The organism is Glycomyces albidus (assembly GCF_009451885.1).
In the GTDB taxonomy this organism is placed as follows: Bacteria; Actinomycetota; Actinomycetes; order Mycobacteriales; family Micromonosporaceae; genus Glycomyces; species Glycomyces albidus.
Genome location: NZ_WIAO01000013.1, coordinates 39520 through 56368, shown reverse-complemented (window position 1 = coordinate 56368; position 16849 = coordinate 39520). Strand labels below are relative to the sequence as shown.

At 69.2% G+C, this 16849-nt stretch carries 13 protein-coding genes and 1 tRNA gene; 6 read left to right on the top strand and 8 right to left on the bottom strand.

What is annotated here, in order from left to right:
- Positions 1-27: 27 nt before the first annotated feature.
- The 3 genes from GFD30_RS12395 to GFD30_RS12385 form a co-directional block, all read right to left on the bottom strand.
- Positions 28-987: a carbohydrate ABC transporter permease gene (locus GFD30_RS12395; RefSeq protein WP_153025520.1), complete on the bottom strand. Its 960-nt coding sequence runs from the start codon at positions 985-987 to the stop codon at positions 28-30.
- Positions 984-1967: an ABC transporter permease gene (locus tag GFD30_RS12390; RefSeq protein WP_153025519.1), complete on the bottom strand. Its 984-nt coding sequence runs from the start codon at positions 1965-1967 to the stop codon at positions 984-986. Before GFD30_RS12390 ends, GFD30_RS12395 begins: the two co-directional genes overlap by 4 nt.
- An 88-nt stretch (positions 1968-2055) precedes the next feature.
- The gene (locus GFD30_RS12385; RefSeq protein WP_153025518.1) at positions 2056-3759 is read right to left on the bottom strand and encodes a type 2 periplasmic-binding domain-containing protein; all 1704 of its coding nucleotides are present in this window, start codon (positions 3757-3759) and stop codon (positions 2056-2058) included.
- A gap of 241 nt (positions 3760-4000) precedes the next feature.
- Between GFD30_RS12385 and GFD30_RS12380 the strand changes: the two genes are divergently transcribed.
- Together GFD30_RS12380 and GFD30_RS12375 are read left to right on the top strand one after the other, a co-directional pair.
- Positions 4001-5158, top strand: a complete 1158-nt coding sequence (locus GFD30_RS12380; protein WP_153025517.1) for an ROK family transcriptional regulator — start codon at positions 4001-4003, stop codon at positions 5156-5158.
- A 93-nt stretch (positions 5159-5251) separates the two neighbouring features.
- Positions 5252-7456: an alpha-galactosidase gene (locus GFD30_RS12375; RefSeq protein ID WP_227996155.1), complete on the top strand. Its 2205-nt coding sequence runs from the start codon at positions 5252-5254 to the stop codon at positions 7454-7456.
- Positions 7457-7610: 154 nt separating this feature from the next.
- Here the strand turns inward: GFD30_RS12375 and GFD30_RS12370 are convergent, their stop codons facing one another.
- Positions 7611-8981: a cellulase family glycosylhydrolase gene (locus tag GFD30_RS12370; RefSeq protein ID WP_153025516.1), complete on the bottom strand. Its 1371-nt coding sequence runs from the start codon at positions 8979-8981 to the stop codon at positions 7611-7613.
- 503 nt (positions 8982-9484) lie between these two features.
- Between GFD30_RS12370 and GFD30_RS12365 the strand changes: the two genes are divergently transcribed.
- The 3 genes from GFD30_RS12365 (at position 9485) to GFD30_RS12355 (ending at position 12519) form a co-directional block, all read left to right on the top strand.
- Positions 9485-11185: a type 2 periplasmic-binding domain-containing protein gene (locus GFD30_RS12365; protein ID WP_153025515.1), complete on the top strand. Its 1701-nt coding sequence runs from the start codon at positions 9485-9487 to the stop codon at positions 11183-11185.
- 49 nt (positions 11186-11234) lie between these two features.
- The gene (locus GFD30_RS12360; RefSeq protein ID WP_194201941.1) at positions 11235-11447 is read left to right on the top strand and encodes a hypothetical protein; all 213 of its coding nucleotides are present in this window, start codon (positions 11235-11237) and stop codon (positions 11445-11447) included.
- 259 nt (positions 11448-11706) lie between these two features.
- Entirely contained in the window at positions 11707-12519 is an 813-nt protein-coding gene (locus GFD30_RS12355; protein ID WP_153025514.1) for an alpha/beta fold hydrolase, read from the top strand.
- Positions 12520-12873: 354 nt separating this feature from the next.
- Here GFD30_RS12355 and GFD30_RS12350 read toward each other — a convergent pair whose 3' ends face one another.
- The 4 genes from GFD30_RS12350 to GFD30_RS12335 all read right to left on the bottom strand — a co-directional run bounded on the left by GFD30_RS12350 (position 12874) and on the right by GFD30_RS12335 (position 15024).
- Positions 12874-13266, bottom strand: a complete 393-nt coding sequence (locus GFD30_RS12350; protein ID WP_153025513.1) for a DoxX family protein — start codon at positions 13264-13266, stop codon at positions 12874-12876.
- Between the two features lie 299 nt (positions 13267-13565).
- Positions 13566-14300, bottom strand: coding sequence for a cation diffusion facilitator family transporter (locus GFD30_RS12345; protein ID WP_153025512.1), 735 nt, complete (start codon positions 14298-14300; stop codon positions 13566-13568).
- Complete coding sequence (locus GFD30_RS12340; protein WP_153025511.1) at positions 14300-14629, bottom strand: ArsR/SmtB family transcription factor; 330 nt, start codon at positions 14627-14629, stop codon at positions 14300-14302. The genes GFD30_RS12345 and GFD30_RS12340 overlap by 1 nt, the downstream gene beginning before the upstream one ends.
- A gap of 320 nt (positions 14630-14949) precedes the next feature.
- Positions 14950-15024 (bottom strand) — tRNA-Lys (locus tag GFD30_RS12335).
- 675 nt (positions 15025-15699) lie between these two features.
- Here GFD30_RS12335 and GFD30_RS12330 point away from each other — a divergent pair.
- Entirely contained in the window at positions 15700-16443 is a 744-nt protein-coding gene (locus tag GFD30_RS12330) for a YaaA family protein (protein WP_153025510.1), read from the top strand.
- Positions 16444-16849 lie beyond the last annotated feature (406 nt).

Genomic DNA, 16849 nt, shown 5'->3' with positions numbered 1-16849 from the left:
GTTTCGAAACCGCGCCGTGGCGGTGCGTCAGCCCTTGACGGCGCCGGTGATGACGGCCTTGGTGAAGTGCTTCTGGATGAACGGGTACATGACCACGATCGGGATGATCGTGCACACGACCGCGGCCATCTTGAGCGAGGCGGCCGGCGCGTTGTCCATGCCGGAGGAGATGGCCGCCGCCGCGGCCGCGTCCTGCCCGGACGGCTGGGTGGACGCGATGAGCCACTGCTGGATGAGCACCTGGATGGGCTTGGTCTCCAGCCCGGGCGTGTAGAGCACCGAGAGGAAGTAGGTGTTCCAGTACCCGACGGCGTAGAACAGCCCGATGACCGCCAGGATCGCCTTCGACATCGGCAGCACCACTTTGAACATGGTCCGGAACTCCCCCGCGCCGTCGATCTTGGCGGCGTCGATCAGCTCGCCGGGCACGCTGGTCATGAAGAAGGTGCGCAGGACGATGAGGTTCCAGGCGGAGAAGCAGACCGGCAGGATCAGCGACCACATGTTGTTGAGCAGGCCCAGGTCCTGGACGACCAGGTAGGACGGGTACATGCCGGGGGCGAACAGGAGCGTGACGAGGGCCGCGGTGAGGAACTTGCGGTGCCACACCGACCCGGGCCGCGACAGCCCGTAGGCCGCGCCCACGGTCAGGACCAGGCTGATGGCGGTGCCCACGGCGGTGAGCATGAGCGTGAACAGCAGCGACTTGGTCACCGCTCCGCCCGACAGGATCTCCCGGTAGGCCTGGAAGCTCACGTCGGTGGGGAGGAAGACCATGTCCCCGCCGGAGCGGGCGAGGGCGTCGTCGGTGGCGACGCTCGTCGCGAGCACCGCCCATAGTGGAACTATGATCGCCGCGGCGTAGCAGATCAGGAACAGCGCCTTGGCGGACTTGCCGAGGAACGAGGGCTTCTCGTCCCAGACGGGGCGCCGGTCGCGGCGCGGGCGGCGGGCGCGAACGGCGGTGGTTGCGGTGACGGCGCTCATGACTTCTGGTAGATCCCTTGCTCTCCGAGGCGGTGGGCGATGTTGTTGGCGGCGAGGATGAGCAGGAGCCCGATGACGCCCTTGAACAGCCCCGCCGCGGTGCCGAGCGATTCGCCGTTCGAGGCCAGGATGGTCCGGTAGTAGACGAACGTGTCGAGCACTTCGGAGGCGCCCCAGCCGACCGCGGCCCGCTGGAGCTGGTACTGCTCGAAGCCGACCGACAGGATGGAGCCGAGCTGGAGGATGAGCAGCAGGACGATCACCGGGCGGATGCTCGGCAGCGTGATGTGCCACAGGCGCCTCCAGCGGTTCGCGCCGTCGACGGCGGCGGCCTCGTACAGCGCGGGGTTGATCGCGGCCAGGGCGGCCAGGAAGATGATCATGCCCCAGCCGGCGTCCTTCCAGGTCCACTGCATCCAGGCGAGGAACATGAAGGAGTCGGGGTCCCTCATGATGTCGAGGCGCTCGCCGCCCATGCCCACCAGCCACCGGCTGAGCAGGCCGTCCTGGCCCAGGACCTGGGCGAAGACCGAGACGACCAGGACCCAGGAGAAGAAGTAGGGCAGGTAGACGATCGACTGGAACGTGCTGCGGATCTTCGTCGAGACGACCGAGTGCATGATCAGCGCGAGGACGATCGAGAACGGGAAGACGAACAGCAGCTGCGCGAACGCGAACTGGAGCGTGTTGAGCAGCGCGTCGACGAAGTACGGGTCCTCGAAGAGGATCTGGAAGTGCGTGAACCCGATGATCGGGTTCTCCCACAGCGGCCGGTACGGACTGTAGTCCATGAAGGCGATGATGCTGTAGGCCGAAGGAGTGTAGAAGAAGACCGCCAGCTGCACCATCGCGGGCAGCGTGAGCACGACCAGCGGCCAGTCCAGCCGCAGGCGGTGCCGGAGCGGCCGGCGTCGGGCCTTCGGGGCCTTGGTCTTCGTCGGGGCCGCGGCGGTGCGCGCCGCCGGTGTTGTCACTGCCATGTCGCTCTCGTCGTCTCCGATGGGAATCGCTCGCCGAACCGTCCTCAAGGGCGCGTGCAGGGGCGGCGCCGGGTTCCGCCCCGTGCCGTCACTCGCCGTGCAGCTGCTTGTAGGCCTTCTCGAAGAACTCGCGGGCCTCGTCGCCGCCGTCGGCCTTCCAGGTCTCGATCGCCGCGTCGAGCTCGCTGAGCTCGGCGCGGCCGTAGATGATGTCGTTGACCTTCTCGTCGAAGACGGTCCCGGCGTTGACGCCGGACTCGGGGCCGTTCAGGCGCAGGCCCTCGAAGGGGTTCTCGTCGAGGTAGGGCTGGACGGCCTCGTTGAACGCGAAGCGGGCCTCGACGATCTTCGTGGGGCCGTCGAGGAAGTACTGCGGCGAGCCGCTCATGGCCGTGTAGGCCAGCGAGTCCTGCTTGGACTTGATGCCCGCCTCGGTGAACGCGGGCTTGCCCTCGGCGTCGTACTCGAAGTGCACGCCCTGGAGGCCGAAGTGGATCATCTCGTACTCCTTGGTGCCGTAGGGCGACGCGCAGAAGTTGGAGACGTCGAGCAGTTCGGCGATGGCGTCCTCGCCCAGGTCCTTGCGGAAGAACAGCCAGCCGCCGACGCCCCATGCGGCGTGGTACATCGGCTCGCGGTCCTTGAAGGTGAGCGCGCCGAGCACGCCCAGCTCGAAGTCGGGGTTCTCGCCGCTGGCGTTCATCTCCAGCGTGAGGTCGTTCCAGCGGTTCCAGCCGTCCTGGTCGAACAGGACTTCGCCGGACTTCTGTGCCTGCTTGGGCTCGAACCCGGGGGTGCCGACACTGGGGTGGCGCAGCTTCTCGTCGGTCAGGGTGCGCTGGAACTCGACCCATTCCTTGAACTCGGAGCGCTCGTTGTTGTGGACGAGCCCGGACCCGTCCCAGTACCAGCCGTGCCCGGCGGCGAGGCGGAACCACGCCTTCGACATGTAGTCGGTGCCGGCGAACGCCCACTTGCCGGCCTTGTCGTCCGACCAGGCGCGGCCCACCTCGAGCAGCTCCTCGACCGTGGTCGGCACGTCGAGGCCGGCCTGGGCCAAGAGGTCGGCCCGGTAGTAGAAGGCGTTGCCGGGTCCGCCGTTGAGGGCCCAGGGGACGCCGTAGATCCCGGCGGTGTCCTTGGGGTTCTCGGGGTCGGTGGACCAGACCGAGTCGGCCCAGGCGGCGTCGCCGCGTCCGGCCAGCAGCGGCCAGCGCTCCGAGATGTCGCCCGAGACGATGCCGCTGATGTCGGCGAACCGGTTGACGACGGTCTCGTTGAAGTCGGCGTGCGCGTTCGTCATCCAGCCGAACATGAAGATCGCGTCGCCGAACTCCTCGGCCTGGATCCACTGCACCGAGGCCTCGGCGAACGCCTCGCCGTCGCTCTGGACGAACTCGATCTTCGTGCCGCCGGTGGCCTCCTGCATCGCGAGGTAGTACGGGTCGTCCTTGGCGGGGGAGGGCCCCCAGTTGGGGACGTAGACCTGGTAGGAGCCGGAGTTGCTGGGCGGATTCGGGATCGCCTGCGCCACCGGGTTCGGGTACGTCAGGTACGCGCTGGGGTGGTTCGGGGGGTCCCCGATGAGGTCGGGCTGGACCGGCAGCGGCCATTCCTTGTACTCGGGCAGGATGTCGAGGGTCTGGTCGAGTTCCTGCACGCTGCCCTCGCCGCCGCTGACCTCGCCGCAGGCGGACACCAGGGGCACGCCGGCGGCGCCGACCGCGCCGAGGCCGGCGGCTTTGAACAGGGAGCGGCGTCCGAGCGGCGCCTTGCTTGAGGGATTCGCCATTTGCTTTCCTCGTCATTGAGAAGGGGATGCGGATCGCCGGGGCGGCCGTTGCAAGATCGACGTACTTACATGAACCGCCTGGCGTGCCGTACGCTACACAGCCTATGGCACTTTGTCAACGCATGAAATCAAGAGGGCGTCAAGTATGAACCACAATCGCCTAAATTTCGGATAAAACGCCTAATGGTTCTATGCGGGTAGAGTGAAGAAGCTTGTTTCGAAACAAAGCGAGGAGTATGGGATGGCGAGTGCCACAGCGTTCTCGAGCGAGGGGTCCGAACCGTGGCCGGCTCTCGGCGGCGTCGAACGCCAGGCCCTGCGCGAGCTGCTGATCCACGGACCGAAATCGCGCGCCGAGATCGCGCGGGAGCTCGGCATGTCGCGCGCGAGCCTCACGCGCGTCACCCGCACGCTGGTCGAGCACGGCTTCGTCGCCGAAGGGGCCTCCGAGCTGCGCGGGGCCACCGGCCGCCCCAGCGAACTCCTCCACGTCCGCCCCGAAGCGCGGAGCTTCCTCGGCGTCAAGCTCACCGGCGAGGACCTGTTCGCCGTCGTCACCGACCTCACCGCGAAGGTCCTCACCTCGCACGACGAGCCGCTGCGCTCCAAGGACGTGGACGTCGTCGTCGCGCAGATCGGCGAGGTCTACGACCGCTTCAAGGCCTCCCACCCGGACATCACGGCGGCGGGGATCGGCCTCGCAGGGGACCTGGCCGAGGTGAACGGGCGCCAGGTCGTCGTGGATTCGCAGTTCCTGGGCTGGTCGCAGGTCGAACTCGCCGACCTGGTCCGCGAGCGGCTCGGGGTGCCGGTCGCGACCGAGAACGACGTGCGCTGCCTGACCGCGGCCGAGCACTGGTTCGGCGTGGGAGCCGGGTTCGACTCGATGGCGCTGCTGACCGTCGGCGCCGGGATCGGCATCGGCCTGGTGGTGGACGGGAAGGTCGTCACCGGCGCCCACGGCAAGGCGGCGCGCCTCGACCACCAGCTGGTCGACCCGAACGGACGCGCCTGCGGGCGGCATCGCGGCTGCGTCAGCTCCTATCTCACCAACTGGTCCATCGTCAGCTCGCTGCGGACTCCCGGGCTTGACTACGAGGCGGTCGTGGACCTCGCCCGGAACGGCGACTACGCGGCCGCGGCGGCGTTCGCCGACGCCGGGCGGGCCCTCGGGGTGCTGGTCGCGACCGTGGCCAACGCGATCGACCCCGAGAAGATCGTGATCACCGGCGAGGGCATCGCCGTGACCGAGCTCGCGCGCGAGGCCATGGAGGACGCCATCGAGATCTACCGCTACACCACCGGCGCCCCCCTCGTCCTCGACATCCAGCCGTTCGAGTTCGTGGAATGGGCTCGGGCCGGGGCCGTGCTGGCGATCCGCTCCTGCCTCCAGTTCTGAGGCCTTCGCCAATCGGTTAGTTTCTCTCGTTGACAAAGCAGGGCGCCGTGCGCATACTTGGGCGTCTGCTGCAGTCGTCCCCGAGAGGCCCGCATGAACGAGTCGATGTCCGGTGTCGCCCCGGTACCGTCCCTCCCGGGACCGGCCCGCCCCCGACCCGGCGCCGCCGCGCCCTCCGCCGACGGGATCCGGGTCCTGCGCGGCGGCGGCGCCGCGGTGGTCGTGCACTTGCGCGCCGAGGGCCTTCCCGAAGTGCTGCACTGGGGACGCGAGCTCGGGGACCTCGACGCCGGCGACCTCGACCAGCTGCGCCTGGCCCGGTCCCGGCCGGTGTCGCCGAGCGCTCTGGATGCGCCGTGGCCGCTCACGCTGCTGCCGGACGAGCCCGACGGCTGGGAAGGGCGCCCGGCGTTCGCGGCGCATCGCGGCGGGCGCGTCGAACACCCGCGCTGGGTCGTCACCGAACTCCAGGCGGACACCGGGCGGCTGCACATCCGAGCCGCGGCCGAGGGCTTGTCGCTCGAAACGCAACTGGCGCTCGACGATGCAGGGGTCCTGCGCGTCGGGCATGAGCTCGTGAACACCGCGGACACCCCGCTCGCGCTCGCCGCCCTGGAAGCCGTGCTGCCTGTGGGCGATCGCGTGGGCGAGGTCCTCGACTTCACCGGCCGCTGGACCCGCGAACGGTCCCCGCAGCGCCGGGCCCTCGCACAGGGCAGCCACGTGCGCGAGACCCGGCGCGGGCGCACCGGTCACGACGCCCCGTACGTGCTCGCCCTCGGCACGCCGGGCTTCGCGACGGACGCGGGGGAGGTCTGGGCGGTGCACCTGGCCTGGAGCGGCGACGCCGTCTACCGTCACGACGCGCTGCCCGAGGCCGGGCCGCTCCTGGGCGCCGGGCCGCTGCTGCGCCCCGGCGAGATCGACCTGGCCCCCGGCGAATCGTTCCGCGCACCGACCGCGGTCTTCGTCTGGAGCGACCGCGGCACCGACGGCGTCGGCGCCCGCCTGCACGAGTCGCTTCGAGCGCGGCCGGCGCACCCGCGAGAGCCGCGCCCGGTCGTGCTCAACACCTGGGAGGCGGTGTACTTCCAGCACGACCTCGGCCGGCTCGCCTCGCTCGCCGAGACCGCCGCCGCCGTCGGCGTCGAGCGGTTCGTGCTCGACGACGGCTGGTTCACCGGCCGCCGCGACGACCGGGCCGGCCTGGGCGATTGGACCGTCGACGCCGAGGTGTGGCCCGACGGGCTGCATCCGATCGTGGACAAGGTCCGGTCCCTGGGCATGCAGTTCGGGCTCTGGTTCGAACCCGAGATGGTCAACCCCGACTCCGACCTCGCCCGCGACCACCCCGACTGGCTCCTCCAGCCCCTCGACGCCGGCATCAGGGCCTGGCGCGGACAGTACGTGCTCAACGTCGCCCACCCCGCGGCGTTCGAGCACCTGCTGAACTCGATCTCGGCGATCGTCTACGAGTACCGGCTCGACTACATCAAATGGGACCAGAACCGCGACCTGATCGAAGCCGCGCACGAGGGCCGCGCGACCGTCCACCGCCACACCGAGGCCGTCTATCACCTCATGGACCGCCTGCGGGCCCGGCACCCGGCGCTCGAGATCGAATCCTGCGCCTCCGGCGGCGCCCGCGTCGACCTGGGCGTCCTCGAGCGCACCGACCGGGTGTGGGCCTCGGACACCAACGACCCGATCGAGCGCCTCGCCATCCAGCGCTGGACCGAGCTGCTCCTCCCCCTCGAGCTCATCGGCTCCCACATCGGCCCTCCGGTCGCCCACACCACGCACCGCGCCGCGAGCCTGGACCTGCGGATCGCGACCGCGCTCTTCGGCTCCTTCGGCATCGAATGGGATCTCACCTCGTGCGCCCCGGCCGAACTCGAGCAGTTGCGCGCGGGCATCGCCTGCTACCGGCGCCTGCGGGGCCTGCTGCACACCGGCCGGCTCAGCCACCCCGACACCGGTGACGACGGCGCGACCGCCACCGCCGTGATCGCCGACGACCGGAGCCGCGCGGTCGTGCGCCTCGCCCGGCACACCACCGCCGACCGGGCCCTCGCCCCGCTGCTCCGCGTCCCCGGACTCGACCCGCGCGGCCGCTACCGGGTCGCGCCCGTGGCGGAACTGCGGACACCGCGCGGACTGGATGAGGCGCCGCCGCCGTGGCTTCGGGACGGGCTGCTCCTGCCCGGCTCGGTCCTGGCGGAGGTCGGCGTCCAGCCGCCCCTGCTCGCCCCCGGCGAGGCGCTCGTCCTCGACCTCGTCCGCCGACCGCACGGCTGAACACGCGTCCGCAGCGGGCGCGAACACCTGCCGTTGGGCGCGAAGCGAACGAGGCCCTGCCGGACACCGTCCCTCCGGTGAGGAGGGAGTCGGTCCGGCAGGGCCTCGTCGGCGTGCGGAGCGCCCGTTCAGGCGCTCCCGGCCGCTGCGGGGACTATGCGGCCGAGCAGGTCACCTGCGGTTCGACGCCCGCGCCGGTGCCGATGAAGCCGAAGACGTTGCGGGTCTGGCCCGCCGCGACGGCGGCGTTCCAGCCGACGTCGGAGGCGGTCACCGTGGCGCCCGTCTGCGTCAGTTCGGCGTTCCAGTGCGAGGAGATCCGCTGGCTCCCGGGCCAGGTCCAGGTGAGGGTCCAGCCGTCGACCGCGCCGTTGTCCGCGGTGATGTGGACGTTGCCCTGCCAGCCCGAGCCCCAGTCGCTCACGACCTCGATCTCGGCGGAGCAGTCGCCCTCGGGGGCCGTGGTGGGCTCATCGGTGGTGGGCTCGTCCGAGGTGGTCGGCTCGGTGTCGTCGTCGAAGACGGTGGCGCGCTCAGACGTCGCACCGATGCCGTTGGGGCCGTGGAAGACCCGCTCGCCCCAGGGACGCATCTGGTTCGGGTCGAAGCCGATCACCTGGTCGTGGTCGACACTGCTGTTGCCGCTCCAGGACCACGCGATCCAGCCGATGCCGCGCTCCCGGGCCTCGGCCTCGATCGTCTCGGGGGTGTCGAAGCCGAACTCGCCCACGATGAGCGGCAGGTTCTTCGCCTCGAACGCGTCGAAGTAGTCGACGACGGTCTGCGGCTGACTGTAGACCGAGTACATGTGGACCGAGAACACCGTGTTCTTCAGCGGGTCGGCGTCGAAGATGTTCTGGGCGGCGTCGCCGTCGCGCATGGTGTTGGTCCAGTCCTGGCCCCAGTTGGGGGCGTCGACCACGAGAGTGTGCTCGAAGCCGATCCGGCGCATCCGCTCGACGGCGGCGGTGGTGGCCGGCTCCCACCCGGAGACGTCGTCGTTGCCCCAGGCCTCGTTGCCGATGTTGATGAGGATGTACTCCTCCTCGCCCATCAGCACGTCCTTGATGGACTCCCAGTAGTCGACCGCCTGGTCGAGGCTGGCGGCGTTGGGGGCGTACTGGTCGCCGTAACCGGTGGTGTCGTGGACCTCGAGCACGCAGACGACCTTGTTGGCCTTGCACTCCTCGATCAGGGCCTCGACGGCGGACGCGGGGCTCGGGCCCCACTGCTGCCCCGAGCCGAGCACGACGCGGACGGTGTTGGCGCCCAGGGCGCTCATGTCCGCGATCGCCTCCGTCTCGCCCTGGTACCACTCGTGAGGGTGCGTGGAGCCGCGCATGACGAAGACGTTCCCGTTGGCGTCCACCAGGTCGTTGCCGACCACATGGAAGCCGGGCGTCTGCGCCTGGGCGGCGGGCAGGAGGAAGAGGGCCGCCGCGACGGCCGTGGCGGCGGCGGTGAGCACCGTGAGGAGTGCCCGGAGCAGCGGGCGCCGCCTCCCGGGCGCGGGTGTCACTGACATGTTGAAACCTCTCTGATGTCGGTCGCTTGCAACATGTTGGGGTGCCGGAGGCGACCGTGGCCGTTCGCTGACCCAACATGAGAGATAGCTAAACATAAATGTAGCGATGAGTCAATCATCTATGTTCATCGAAGAAACAAATCGATGCGAGCCGTCGAACAGGCAGATCGGCCCGCAAGCGGTTGCTGCATGCGCTTGAAAGCAGCGGTTTCAACGAATGCCGGTACCTCAGGCCACGGCGTCCGGTTCACTTCAAGGCGCGACGGACCATCTCAGTTTGTTCAGTGAACACTTCAGTAGTCGAAGATAATACTGCCATCAGGGCAAATATCCTGCTCATGGCATGCCCGAAGGAGCGTCGGGCGACAAGTTCGTTTCCCTCATTGACAAACAATGACCGGATGCGTATGGTACTTCGCGTCAGGTCCGGCCCTCACCGGGAGCAACCGCGGCGGCCCGGACCCGTCACCGCTCAACCCCTACTCAACGGCGAGGACGACAAGATGACCACTCCCCCGGGAACATCGCCGCTCAGGCGCCGCTCCCTGTTCAAAGCGGCCGGCCTCGGCACGGCCGGCGCCGCCGGCCTGCCGCTCGCTGCCGCCTGCGGCGACGTCAGCGGCGGCGAAGGCAACGTGCAGGAACTCGACCAGGCGCTCGACATCCTGCCCGAGTACAGGGAATGGCCGCTGCCGGCCCAACCCGACCTCGTCGGCGAGCCGCCGCACCACCCCAGCGGCTACCTCACCTACCCCGACCCGGTCCCGCAGGCGGTCCCCGACCCGCCCGGCAACTCCGGCACCTACCAGGTCTACGTCCCCAACTGGGGCCCGACCATGTCCAAGGACGACCCCTACTTCCTGACCATGCGCGACGCCATGGGCGGCACGAAGATCGACTTCGTCCAGAACACCGCGGACACCTACGCCGACGCCGCCGTGCAGTGGATCAAGGCCGAGGAGTTCGGCGACGCGATCTTCCTGCAGACGTGGATGACGGGAGCGGACGCCAACTTCAACGAGACCGTGATCAACCGGTTCGCGAACCTCACCGGCCACCTCTCGGGCGACATCGCCGAGCGCTGGCCGCTCCTGGCCGGTCGCGGCGACGACGCCTGGGCCGCCTCGGTCTGGTCCTCCGACCCTGACAAGCCCGAGGAGACCGCGGGCATCTATGCCGTGCCGTGGACGCTCAAGGGCGGACCCGGCAACGCGGTCTTCGCCCGGGTCGACCTCCTCGTCGACGCCGGACTCGCGATGCCGACCACCGTCGAGGAACTGCTGGAGGTCGCGCGGGCCTGGACCGACGACGGCGCCGGCCGGTGGGCGATCGCGGGCACCGACTGGATGTCCCCCGCCTGGTTCGGGCTCACCGCCGGGAACGGATGGCGGTGGGACGGTTCGGGCATGGTCCACAACTTCGAGCTGCCCGAGTACAAGGACTACGTCCGGTTCCACCGCACCCTGACCGACGAGAAGCTCCGGCACCCCGGTGTGGGCACCGCGGGCTTCGACCATCGGGCCGCGCACCGGGCCGGCGAGTTCGTCTTCGACCAGGACGGCTGGAACCGCTGGCCCGAACTCACCGCCGAGGTCCGCACGAGCGGCGAGGACCCCGACTTCGCACTCGCCCCGCTGGGCGCGCTCAACTTCGAGGGCCGCGAACCGGTCTACTTCGGCGCCCACGGCGTCGACGGCTACCTGTTCCTGAGCAAGAACCTGAGCGAGGACGCGATCGCCGAGATCCTCGACGTCTGCAACTTCGTCGCGGCGCCCTACGGCACCAAGGAGTACGAGATGGTCACCTACGGGTTCGAGGGCGAGCACTTCGAGTACGACGCGGACGGCAAGCCCGTCTTCACCGAGGCCGGCGTCGTGTCCAAGCAGGACTCGTTCGCCTACACCGCGATGAGCGGGGTCACCCAGGTGTTCCTCGAAGGCCCCGCCGACGTCGTCGAAGCCCGCTTCGCGTTCGACGAGGCCGTCCAGCCCTACCTGGACGAGGACCTCTTCGCGGGCCTGCGCCTCACCGCGCCCGAGTCCGGCAACACCGCCTCGAGCGTCTTCGGCGAGAAGGTCAACGACATCATCTACGGCCGCGCCGAACTCAGCGAGTTCGACGCGGCGGTCGAGGCGTGGCAGGCCGACGCCGACGAGGCCCGCGCCTTCTACGAACAGGCTTACAAGCAGCTGCACGGCGAGTAGCGGCAGGGGGCGGGACCGCGGTTCCGCCCTTTTCCGACCGGCTCGGGCGGTGGAGGTCTATCCGCGCTCGTTCGCCGATGCGAACGGCGACGGCATGGGCGACCTGGGCCGCAGACTCAAGGAGTTCTCGTGCGCCGCCGGCGTCAAGTACCTGGTGACCGAGGCGCACCAGCCCGGCTCGCACCACTGGCCGAAGGACGGCATGCACCGGCCCTCCTTGCTCCGGGCCAGAAGCGAGCACAGGTCGGCACCGGGCGCGTAGCCGCCGCCGGATCGACCGCCATCACCGGAGGAAGGGTTGCGGCGGTGTGCGAATCAGGCACGCAGCGCACCCACAGGCACGAGGGTGTCATCGCGGTGCGGGTCGAGGACTCGCCCGTCACCGGTCTCTACTTCGTCCGCAACCCGCACCAACTGACGCATATCAACGCCGAAGTCTCCGCTCACCCTGCGACACCAGGAGTCGGGGCTGTCATTGCGGTGTCAGCGCCATGTCAGCGCGGGCGGCGACAGTTCAGGGCATGACGAACCACGACACGCACGCGAACGCCTCGGCCTGGTCCGGCCTGGTCCCGGTCGACGACACCGCCCTCTACGTCACCGACACCGGTGGCGACGGCATCCCGGTCGTCTACTGCAACGGCCAGTTCGCCACCCTCGGCTACTGGAAGCATGTGGTCGAGGAACTCGGCTCCGGATTCCGCCACATCAACTTCGACGAGCGCGCCCGCGGCAAGCGGTCGAAGACCTCCAGCGACTACTCCTTCGAAGCCTGCATCCGCGACGTCGACGCCGTCCTCGCCGCCCGCGGCGTGACCGGCCCGGTCCTGATCGTCGGCTGGTCGTACGGCGCGTTCGTCGCCGCGCACTGGGCGCAGCGCAACCCCGACCGCGCCCTCGGCGCGGTCCTGGTCGACGGCGCCCAGCCGCACGACTGGCTCACCGACGCCATGGAGGAGCGGATCCGCAAGCTGTTCAAGCGGCTCCGCCCGATCACCGCCATCCTGCGGCCCACCGGCCTGACCCCCAACCTCAGCGCCGCCCAGCAGGCCGAGTGCAACATCGAACTCGGCAAGATCTCCCGCGAGGCGAACCTCGGGCCGGTGATCGACGGCCTCGCCGTACCGACCCGGTACGTGTTCGCCTCGGGCGCCTCCCTGGGCAGTAAAGGCGACGAGCAGGAGGACATCCGCGCCGCCGTCGACAAGTACGCCCAGCGCAACCCCAACGTCAAGATCTTCGCGAAGGTCCCCAGCAACCACGACCACATCCTCAGGAAAGACTTCCGCACCGTGGCCGACGCCGTCCGAGAAGTCGCCACCGCGAGGAACTGAACACGAAACCAGCCGGGCCCGGCGGGCACCCATATCGGATGCCCGCCGACCCGGCCGGCGTTGGGGATGCCACCACCTTGGCAGCGCTTCGGAGCCAGCGACTCGACGATCTCCCAGAGCCGGTCGGGCACAAGACGTTGGGCGAATACATCCACGCCGATCTCTACGAGCCATGTTGGAAGCCGGCCCGATACTCGCCCTTCAAATGCGCGCCCTCGGCTCATTTGGCGATACCTCGCTTGTGTTCGAGCGCGGCGTGGAGCTCAAATGAGCCGTCACCCGGCCCGCTTCCCTGGTAGGAAGCAAAGCCGGGCGACAGTATCGGCGTTGAGAACGGCCACCCGTCGATCAGGTTCAGCCGGGGAACGGAACGAATACGAAGCGCCCCACCGCGACGAACAAGGCCATGGCCAAGTAGATGACGTTGACGGTCACCGTGCCGCGCTCCCCGCGGCGCACCCGCATGATCACCGCGCCTGTGAACAGGGCGACCGCGCCCGAGGCCGCTATGGGGACCAGGACCGGCGCGATCCCGAGAGCTCCGGGAAGCAGCAGGCCGATCACGCCAAGTAGCTCCAGCAGCCCGATGGCCTTCAACGCGCCAGGAGGGAAGTCGGTGACCCAGGCCAACTGGTCGCTCTTTGCCCCCATCGCCACGATCTTGGCATTCGGCAGAAACAGCTTGGCCGTGCCTCCTAGTAGGACGAGGGCAAGCAGCCCGGCGGTGACCCACAATGCAATGTCCAACGGAATGCTCCTTCCAGATCTGTCGACCAGTTGACAGAGCGGCACCGCGAATCCTGACATCTCTGGTGAGTGACGTACGCCACTCCGGAGTGAGCGAAGGGCGGAAGATCGGCACGTACAGCGCTCGCGGAGCCGATGGCGCGGTGGTGGGCGCGGACCAGGGCGGTGGTGCGGCGCAGGGCGTGGCTGGACCGGGCAGAACGACGGGGTAGGCAGCAAGCGGACTCCGGGGCGGGCGGCTGAGACCAGGGACGGGCGCAGTGCGGCCCGGCCCCGCCGCACTCGGGTGTTGGGTGGTGTTACTTGTCGTGGGCGCAGCAGTCGTCGTCGCAGCCTGAATCGGTCCCGGCTGCGGTGTCGGCGGTGAAGGCGGCGGCTGCCGGGGGGCAGCAGTTGTCGCCCCGCCAGGCTTCGATGCCTTCGCGGACGGCGACGGCGGCGATGCCGAGGGCGGCGATGGGGTCGGCCCAGGACCAGCCGAAGAGGCTGTTGAGGGCGAGGCCGACGAGCAGGACCGCCGACAGGTACGTGCAGAGGAGGGTCTGTTTGGAGTCGGCGACGGCGGTGGCCGAGCCCAGTTCCCGTCCGGCCCTGCGTTGCGCGGCCGAGAGAATCGGCATGATCAGGACCGAGAGCCCGGCCAGGACGAGGCCGATGGTGGAGTGCTCGGCCTCGGACCCGCCGATGAGGCCACGGACGGACTCGAACGTGACGTAGGCGGCGAGGACGAAGAACGAGACGGCGATGATGCGCAGGGCGCGGTGTTCGCGGGCTTCGCGGACTGCGGGGTCGGAGGCGGCGAACTGCCAGGCGACGGCGGCGGCGGAGGCGACTTCGATGATGGAGTCGAGGCCGAAGCCGATCAGGGCGGTGGATGAGGCGAGGGTGCCGACGGTGAGGGCGACGACGGCTTCGATCACGTTGTAGGTGATCGTGGCCGCGACCAGCAGCCGGACGGTGCGGACCAGTCGGGCACGGCGCTCGGGGCTCGGCCCTGTGGGGGTGAGCGACAGGGAGAGCGGCGTGGCGGCCATCAGCAGCAGTCCTCGTCGTCGGTGGCGTCGCAGGCTTGGGGGTCGACCGCGAGCACGACACTCAGCAGGTCCTTCAGTGCATGGGCGAGCTGCGGGTCGGCGAGTTCGTAGCGGGTGCGGCGGCCCTCGGGGACGGCGACGACCAGGCCGCAGCCGCGCAGGCAGGCGAGGTGGTTCGACAGCGACTGGCGCGAGACGCCGAGATTCTGGGCGAGGTCGGCGGGGTAGCCGGGGGCCTCGCGCAGCGCCAGCAGCAGGCGTGCGCGGGTGGGGTCGGACAGGGCGTGGCCGAAGCGGGCCAGGACCTGCCCGTAGGTCAGGGTCTCCATAACGCGGATGATACACGAAATCGTGTATTCATTAAGGCGTGTACTGTCGATGACTCGGTGGACTCTCACCGGCCCGCCCTACCTCAAGCGGCGCGGGAGAGGTTGCGCAGGCGAGCCATGCCGCGCATCGCGATCGCGACGCCTTTCACGTTCACTACCAACATCCCGCGGTAAACCGAGAAGCCTTCAGGTCACCACCGTCCACAAAGGCACGTCATGCGAATCCATCCACACCACATCCACAGGAAGCCTGGGAAAGCGTTTACACGGCGTCGCGCTGATGCCGGATGGAAATGAATGTGCTGGTGAGGGACTTGCGTTGGTGGGCCCCCTCGGACTCGAACCGAGAACCTACGGATTAAAAGTCCGCAGCTCTGCCATTGAGCTAGAGGCCCTGTGCCGAGACCATACCGCATCGGCGCGCAGCCCTGCCGTGGCAGCAGGCTGCGGCATCGATGGTACGGCATGGCCGCCACGAGGACTGTTCGCGCCAGGCCCTCGTGGCGACCGGCACGGTCGAATCGACTGCGAGATCGAGGATTTTCGGAAGTCCGCTGGGCCGTCAAGCAATGTGCCGCGGATCCTCACCGGGTGGGAATCTCGACATGGGGTGCACCCTCCTATGCCATGGCTCCAGTCCGGCGTTCTGGCCGTCTGCTCGCGTCAGGTGGAGGCAGCAGAGTCGACGAGTTCGGGCGCTGGATTGTCGGGGGTGTGGGGGATGATGGCTCGAGGCGGGACGAGCACTGGCTCGGACACGCAGTGACTGGATTTGAGCAAGCTCCACCGCCGGGCCGGTGGCGGTGGAACCCGCGGCGGGCGGTGTGGGCTCGCTTCGCCGCTTGGACGGCGCGGCGGCAGTCGCGGAGAACCGCCGCCGCGCCTATTCGATTCCCGCGTCACACGTAGCCCTCGGTGGGGGCGGGCCCGCTCCCGCTCGAATCGAACATACGTACTATAGCGGATGAGGGCGAGCCCGTGCACCCCCGGTCGAGTGAAAACCCGCCAGCGTCGGTGCGCGGGTGCGGCCCCGGCGGCACCAGGCGGACGAGCAGGTAGACTCGCCTGCTGTGCTCATACTGCTGCCGCCGTCAGAGGGAAAGGCCGTCCAAGGGGACGGTCCGTCCCTCGACCTCGGGCGACTCTCCTCACCGGCGCTGAACCCGGTTCGCGAACTCCTGGTCGACCGGCTCGTCGAGCTGTGCGCGGACGAGGAGACCGCCGCCCGGACGCTGAAACTCCCTGCGTCGCAGCGGCACTACGTCCAGGCGAACCGGGCGCTGCGCAACGCGCCGACCCTCGCCGCCTGGGAGCTGTACAACGGCGTCCTGTACGAGCGGCTCGGCCTCGGCGACCTGCCCGACGGCGAGCAGGTTCTCATCGCGTCGCCGCTGTGGGGGCTGCTGCGGCCGTCCGACCGGGTCCCGCCGTACCGGATGCCGATGAGCGCGAAGCTTCCCGGCACCGAGACGCTGGCGAAGCTGTGGCGCCCGGCTGTCGCCGAGGTGCTCGGCGCGCGGGACGAGCTCATCGTCGATCTCCGCTCCGGCGCGTACGTGCAGGTGTGGGGGCCCAAGGACCGCGGCGTCTCAGTGCGTGTCTTCAAGGAGGACGCCGACGGGAAGCGCAGTGTCGTCACCCACATGGCGAAAGCCACCCGGGGCGAGGTCGCGCGGTCGCTGCTCGCCGGCGGTATCCGGCCTGTGTCCGCAGCCGATGTCGCGGACTTCCTCGCCGGACAGGGCTGGAAGGTCGAGCTCTCCGAACCCGCGACCCGCTCCAAGCCCTGGCTCCTCGACATCGTGAGCGCGTGATTCGGGAACTACCCTCGGGTCAACTTCTGAGCACCCCTGACAACCACCCTGCCTCAGGGAACCTGAAGCCCGGCTGAAGCGGGACCGGTTCGCCGCTGGACGGGAGTTACCCGCGCGTGTCGTTCGAAGGGCCCCTGACAACTACCCTGCCTCGGGGCACCTGAAGCGGAGCTGAAGCGTTGGGGTGCGTGAAGCGTCCTGGGAGCGCCTGAAGCGGGGCTGAAATCGACAAGCCCCCCTCGCCCATCAAGTTGAGAGTTACTGACGCGTGGCGTTCCGAGCACCCCTGACAACTACCCTGCCTCGGAAGAGCTGAAGGCAGGCTGAAGTGGCCGGGTCGGACTGACGGGAGTTACCCACGCGTGTTGTTCGGCGGGCCCCCGGTTTCCACCCTGCCTCGGGGAAG

Bases quoted from the DNA above. Each gene is read 5' to 3' on its own strand.
- GFD30_RS12390 (WP_153025519.1), bottom strand. From the start codon at position 1,967: ATGGCAGTGACAACACCGGCGGCGCGCACCGCCGCGGCCCCGACGAAG.
- GFD30_RS12355 (WP_153025514.1), top strand. From the start codon at position 11,707: ATGACGAACCACGACACGCACGCGAACGCCTCGGCCTGGTCCGGCCTG.
- GFD30_RS12395 (WP_153025520.1), bottom strand. From the start codon at position 987: ATGAGCGCCGTCACCGCAACCACCGCCGTTCGCGCCCGCCGCCCGCGC.
- GFD30_RS12370 (WP_153025516.1), bottom strand. From the start codon at position 8,981: ATGTCAGTGACACCCGCGCCCGGGAGGCGGCGCCCGCTGCTCCGGGCA.
- GFD30_RS12385 (WP_153025518.1), bottom strand. From the start codon at position 3,759: ATGGCGAATCCCTCAAGCAAGGCGCCGCTCGGACGCCGCTCCCTGTTC.
- GFD30_RS12345 (WP_153025512.1), bottom strand. From the start codon at position 14,300: ATGGCCGCCACGCCGCTCTCCCTGTCGCTCACCCCCACAGGGCCGAGC.
- GFD30_RS12365 (WP_153025515.1), top strand. From the start codon at position 9,485: ATGACCACTCCCCCGGGAACATCGCCGCTCAGGCGCCGCTCCCTGTTC.
- GFD30_RS12340 (WP_153025511.1), bottom strand. From the start codon at position 14,629: ATGGAGACCCTGACCTACGGGCAGGTCCTGGCCCGCTTCGGCCACGCC.
- GFD30_RS12375 (WP_227996155.1), top strand. From the start codon at position 5,252: ATGAACGAGTCGATGTCCGGTGTCGCCCCGGTACCGTCCCTCCCGGGA.
- GFD30_RS12380 (WP_153025517.1), top strand. From the start codon at position 4,001: ATGGCGAGTGCCACAGCGTTCTCGAGCGAGGGGTCCGAACCGTGGCCG.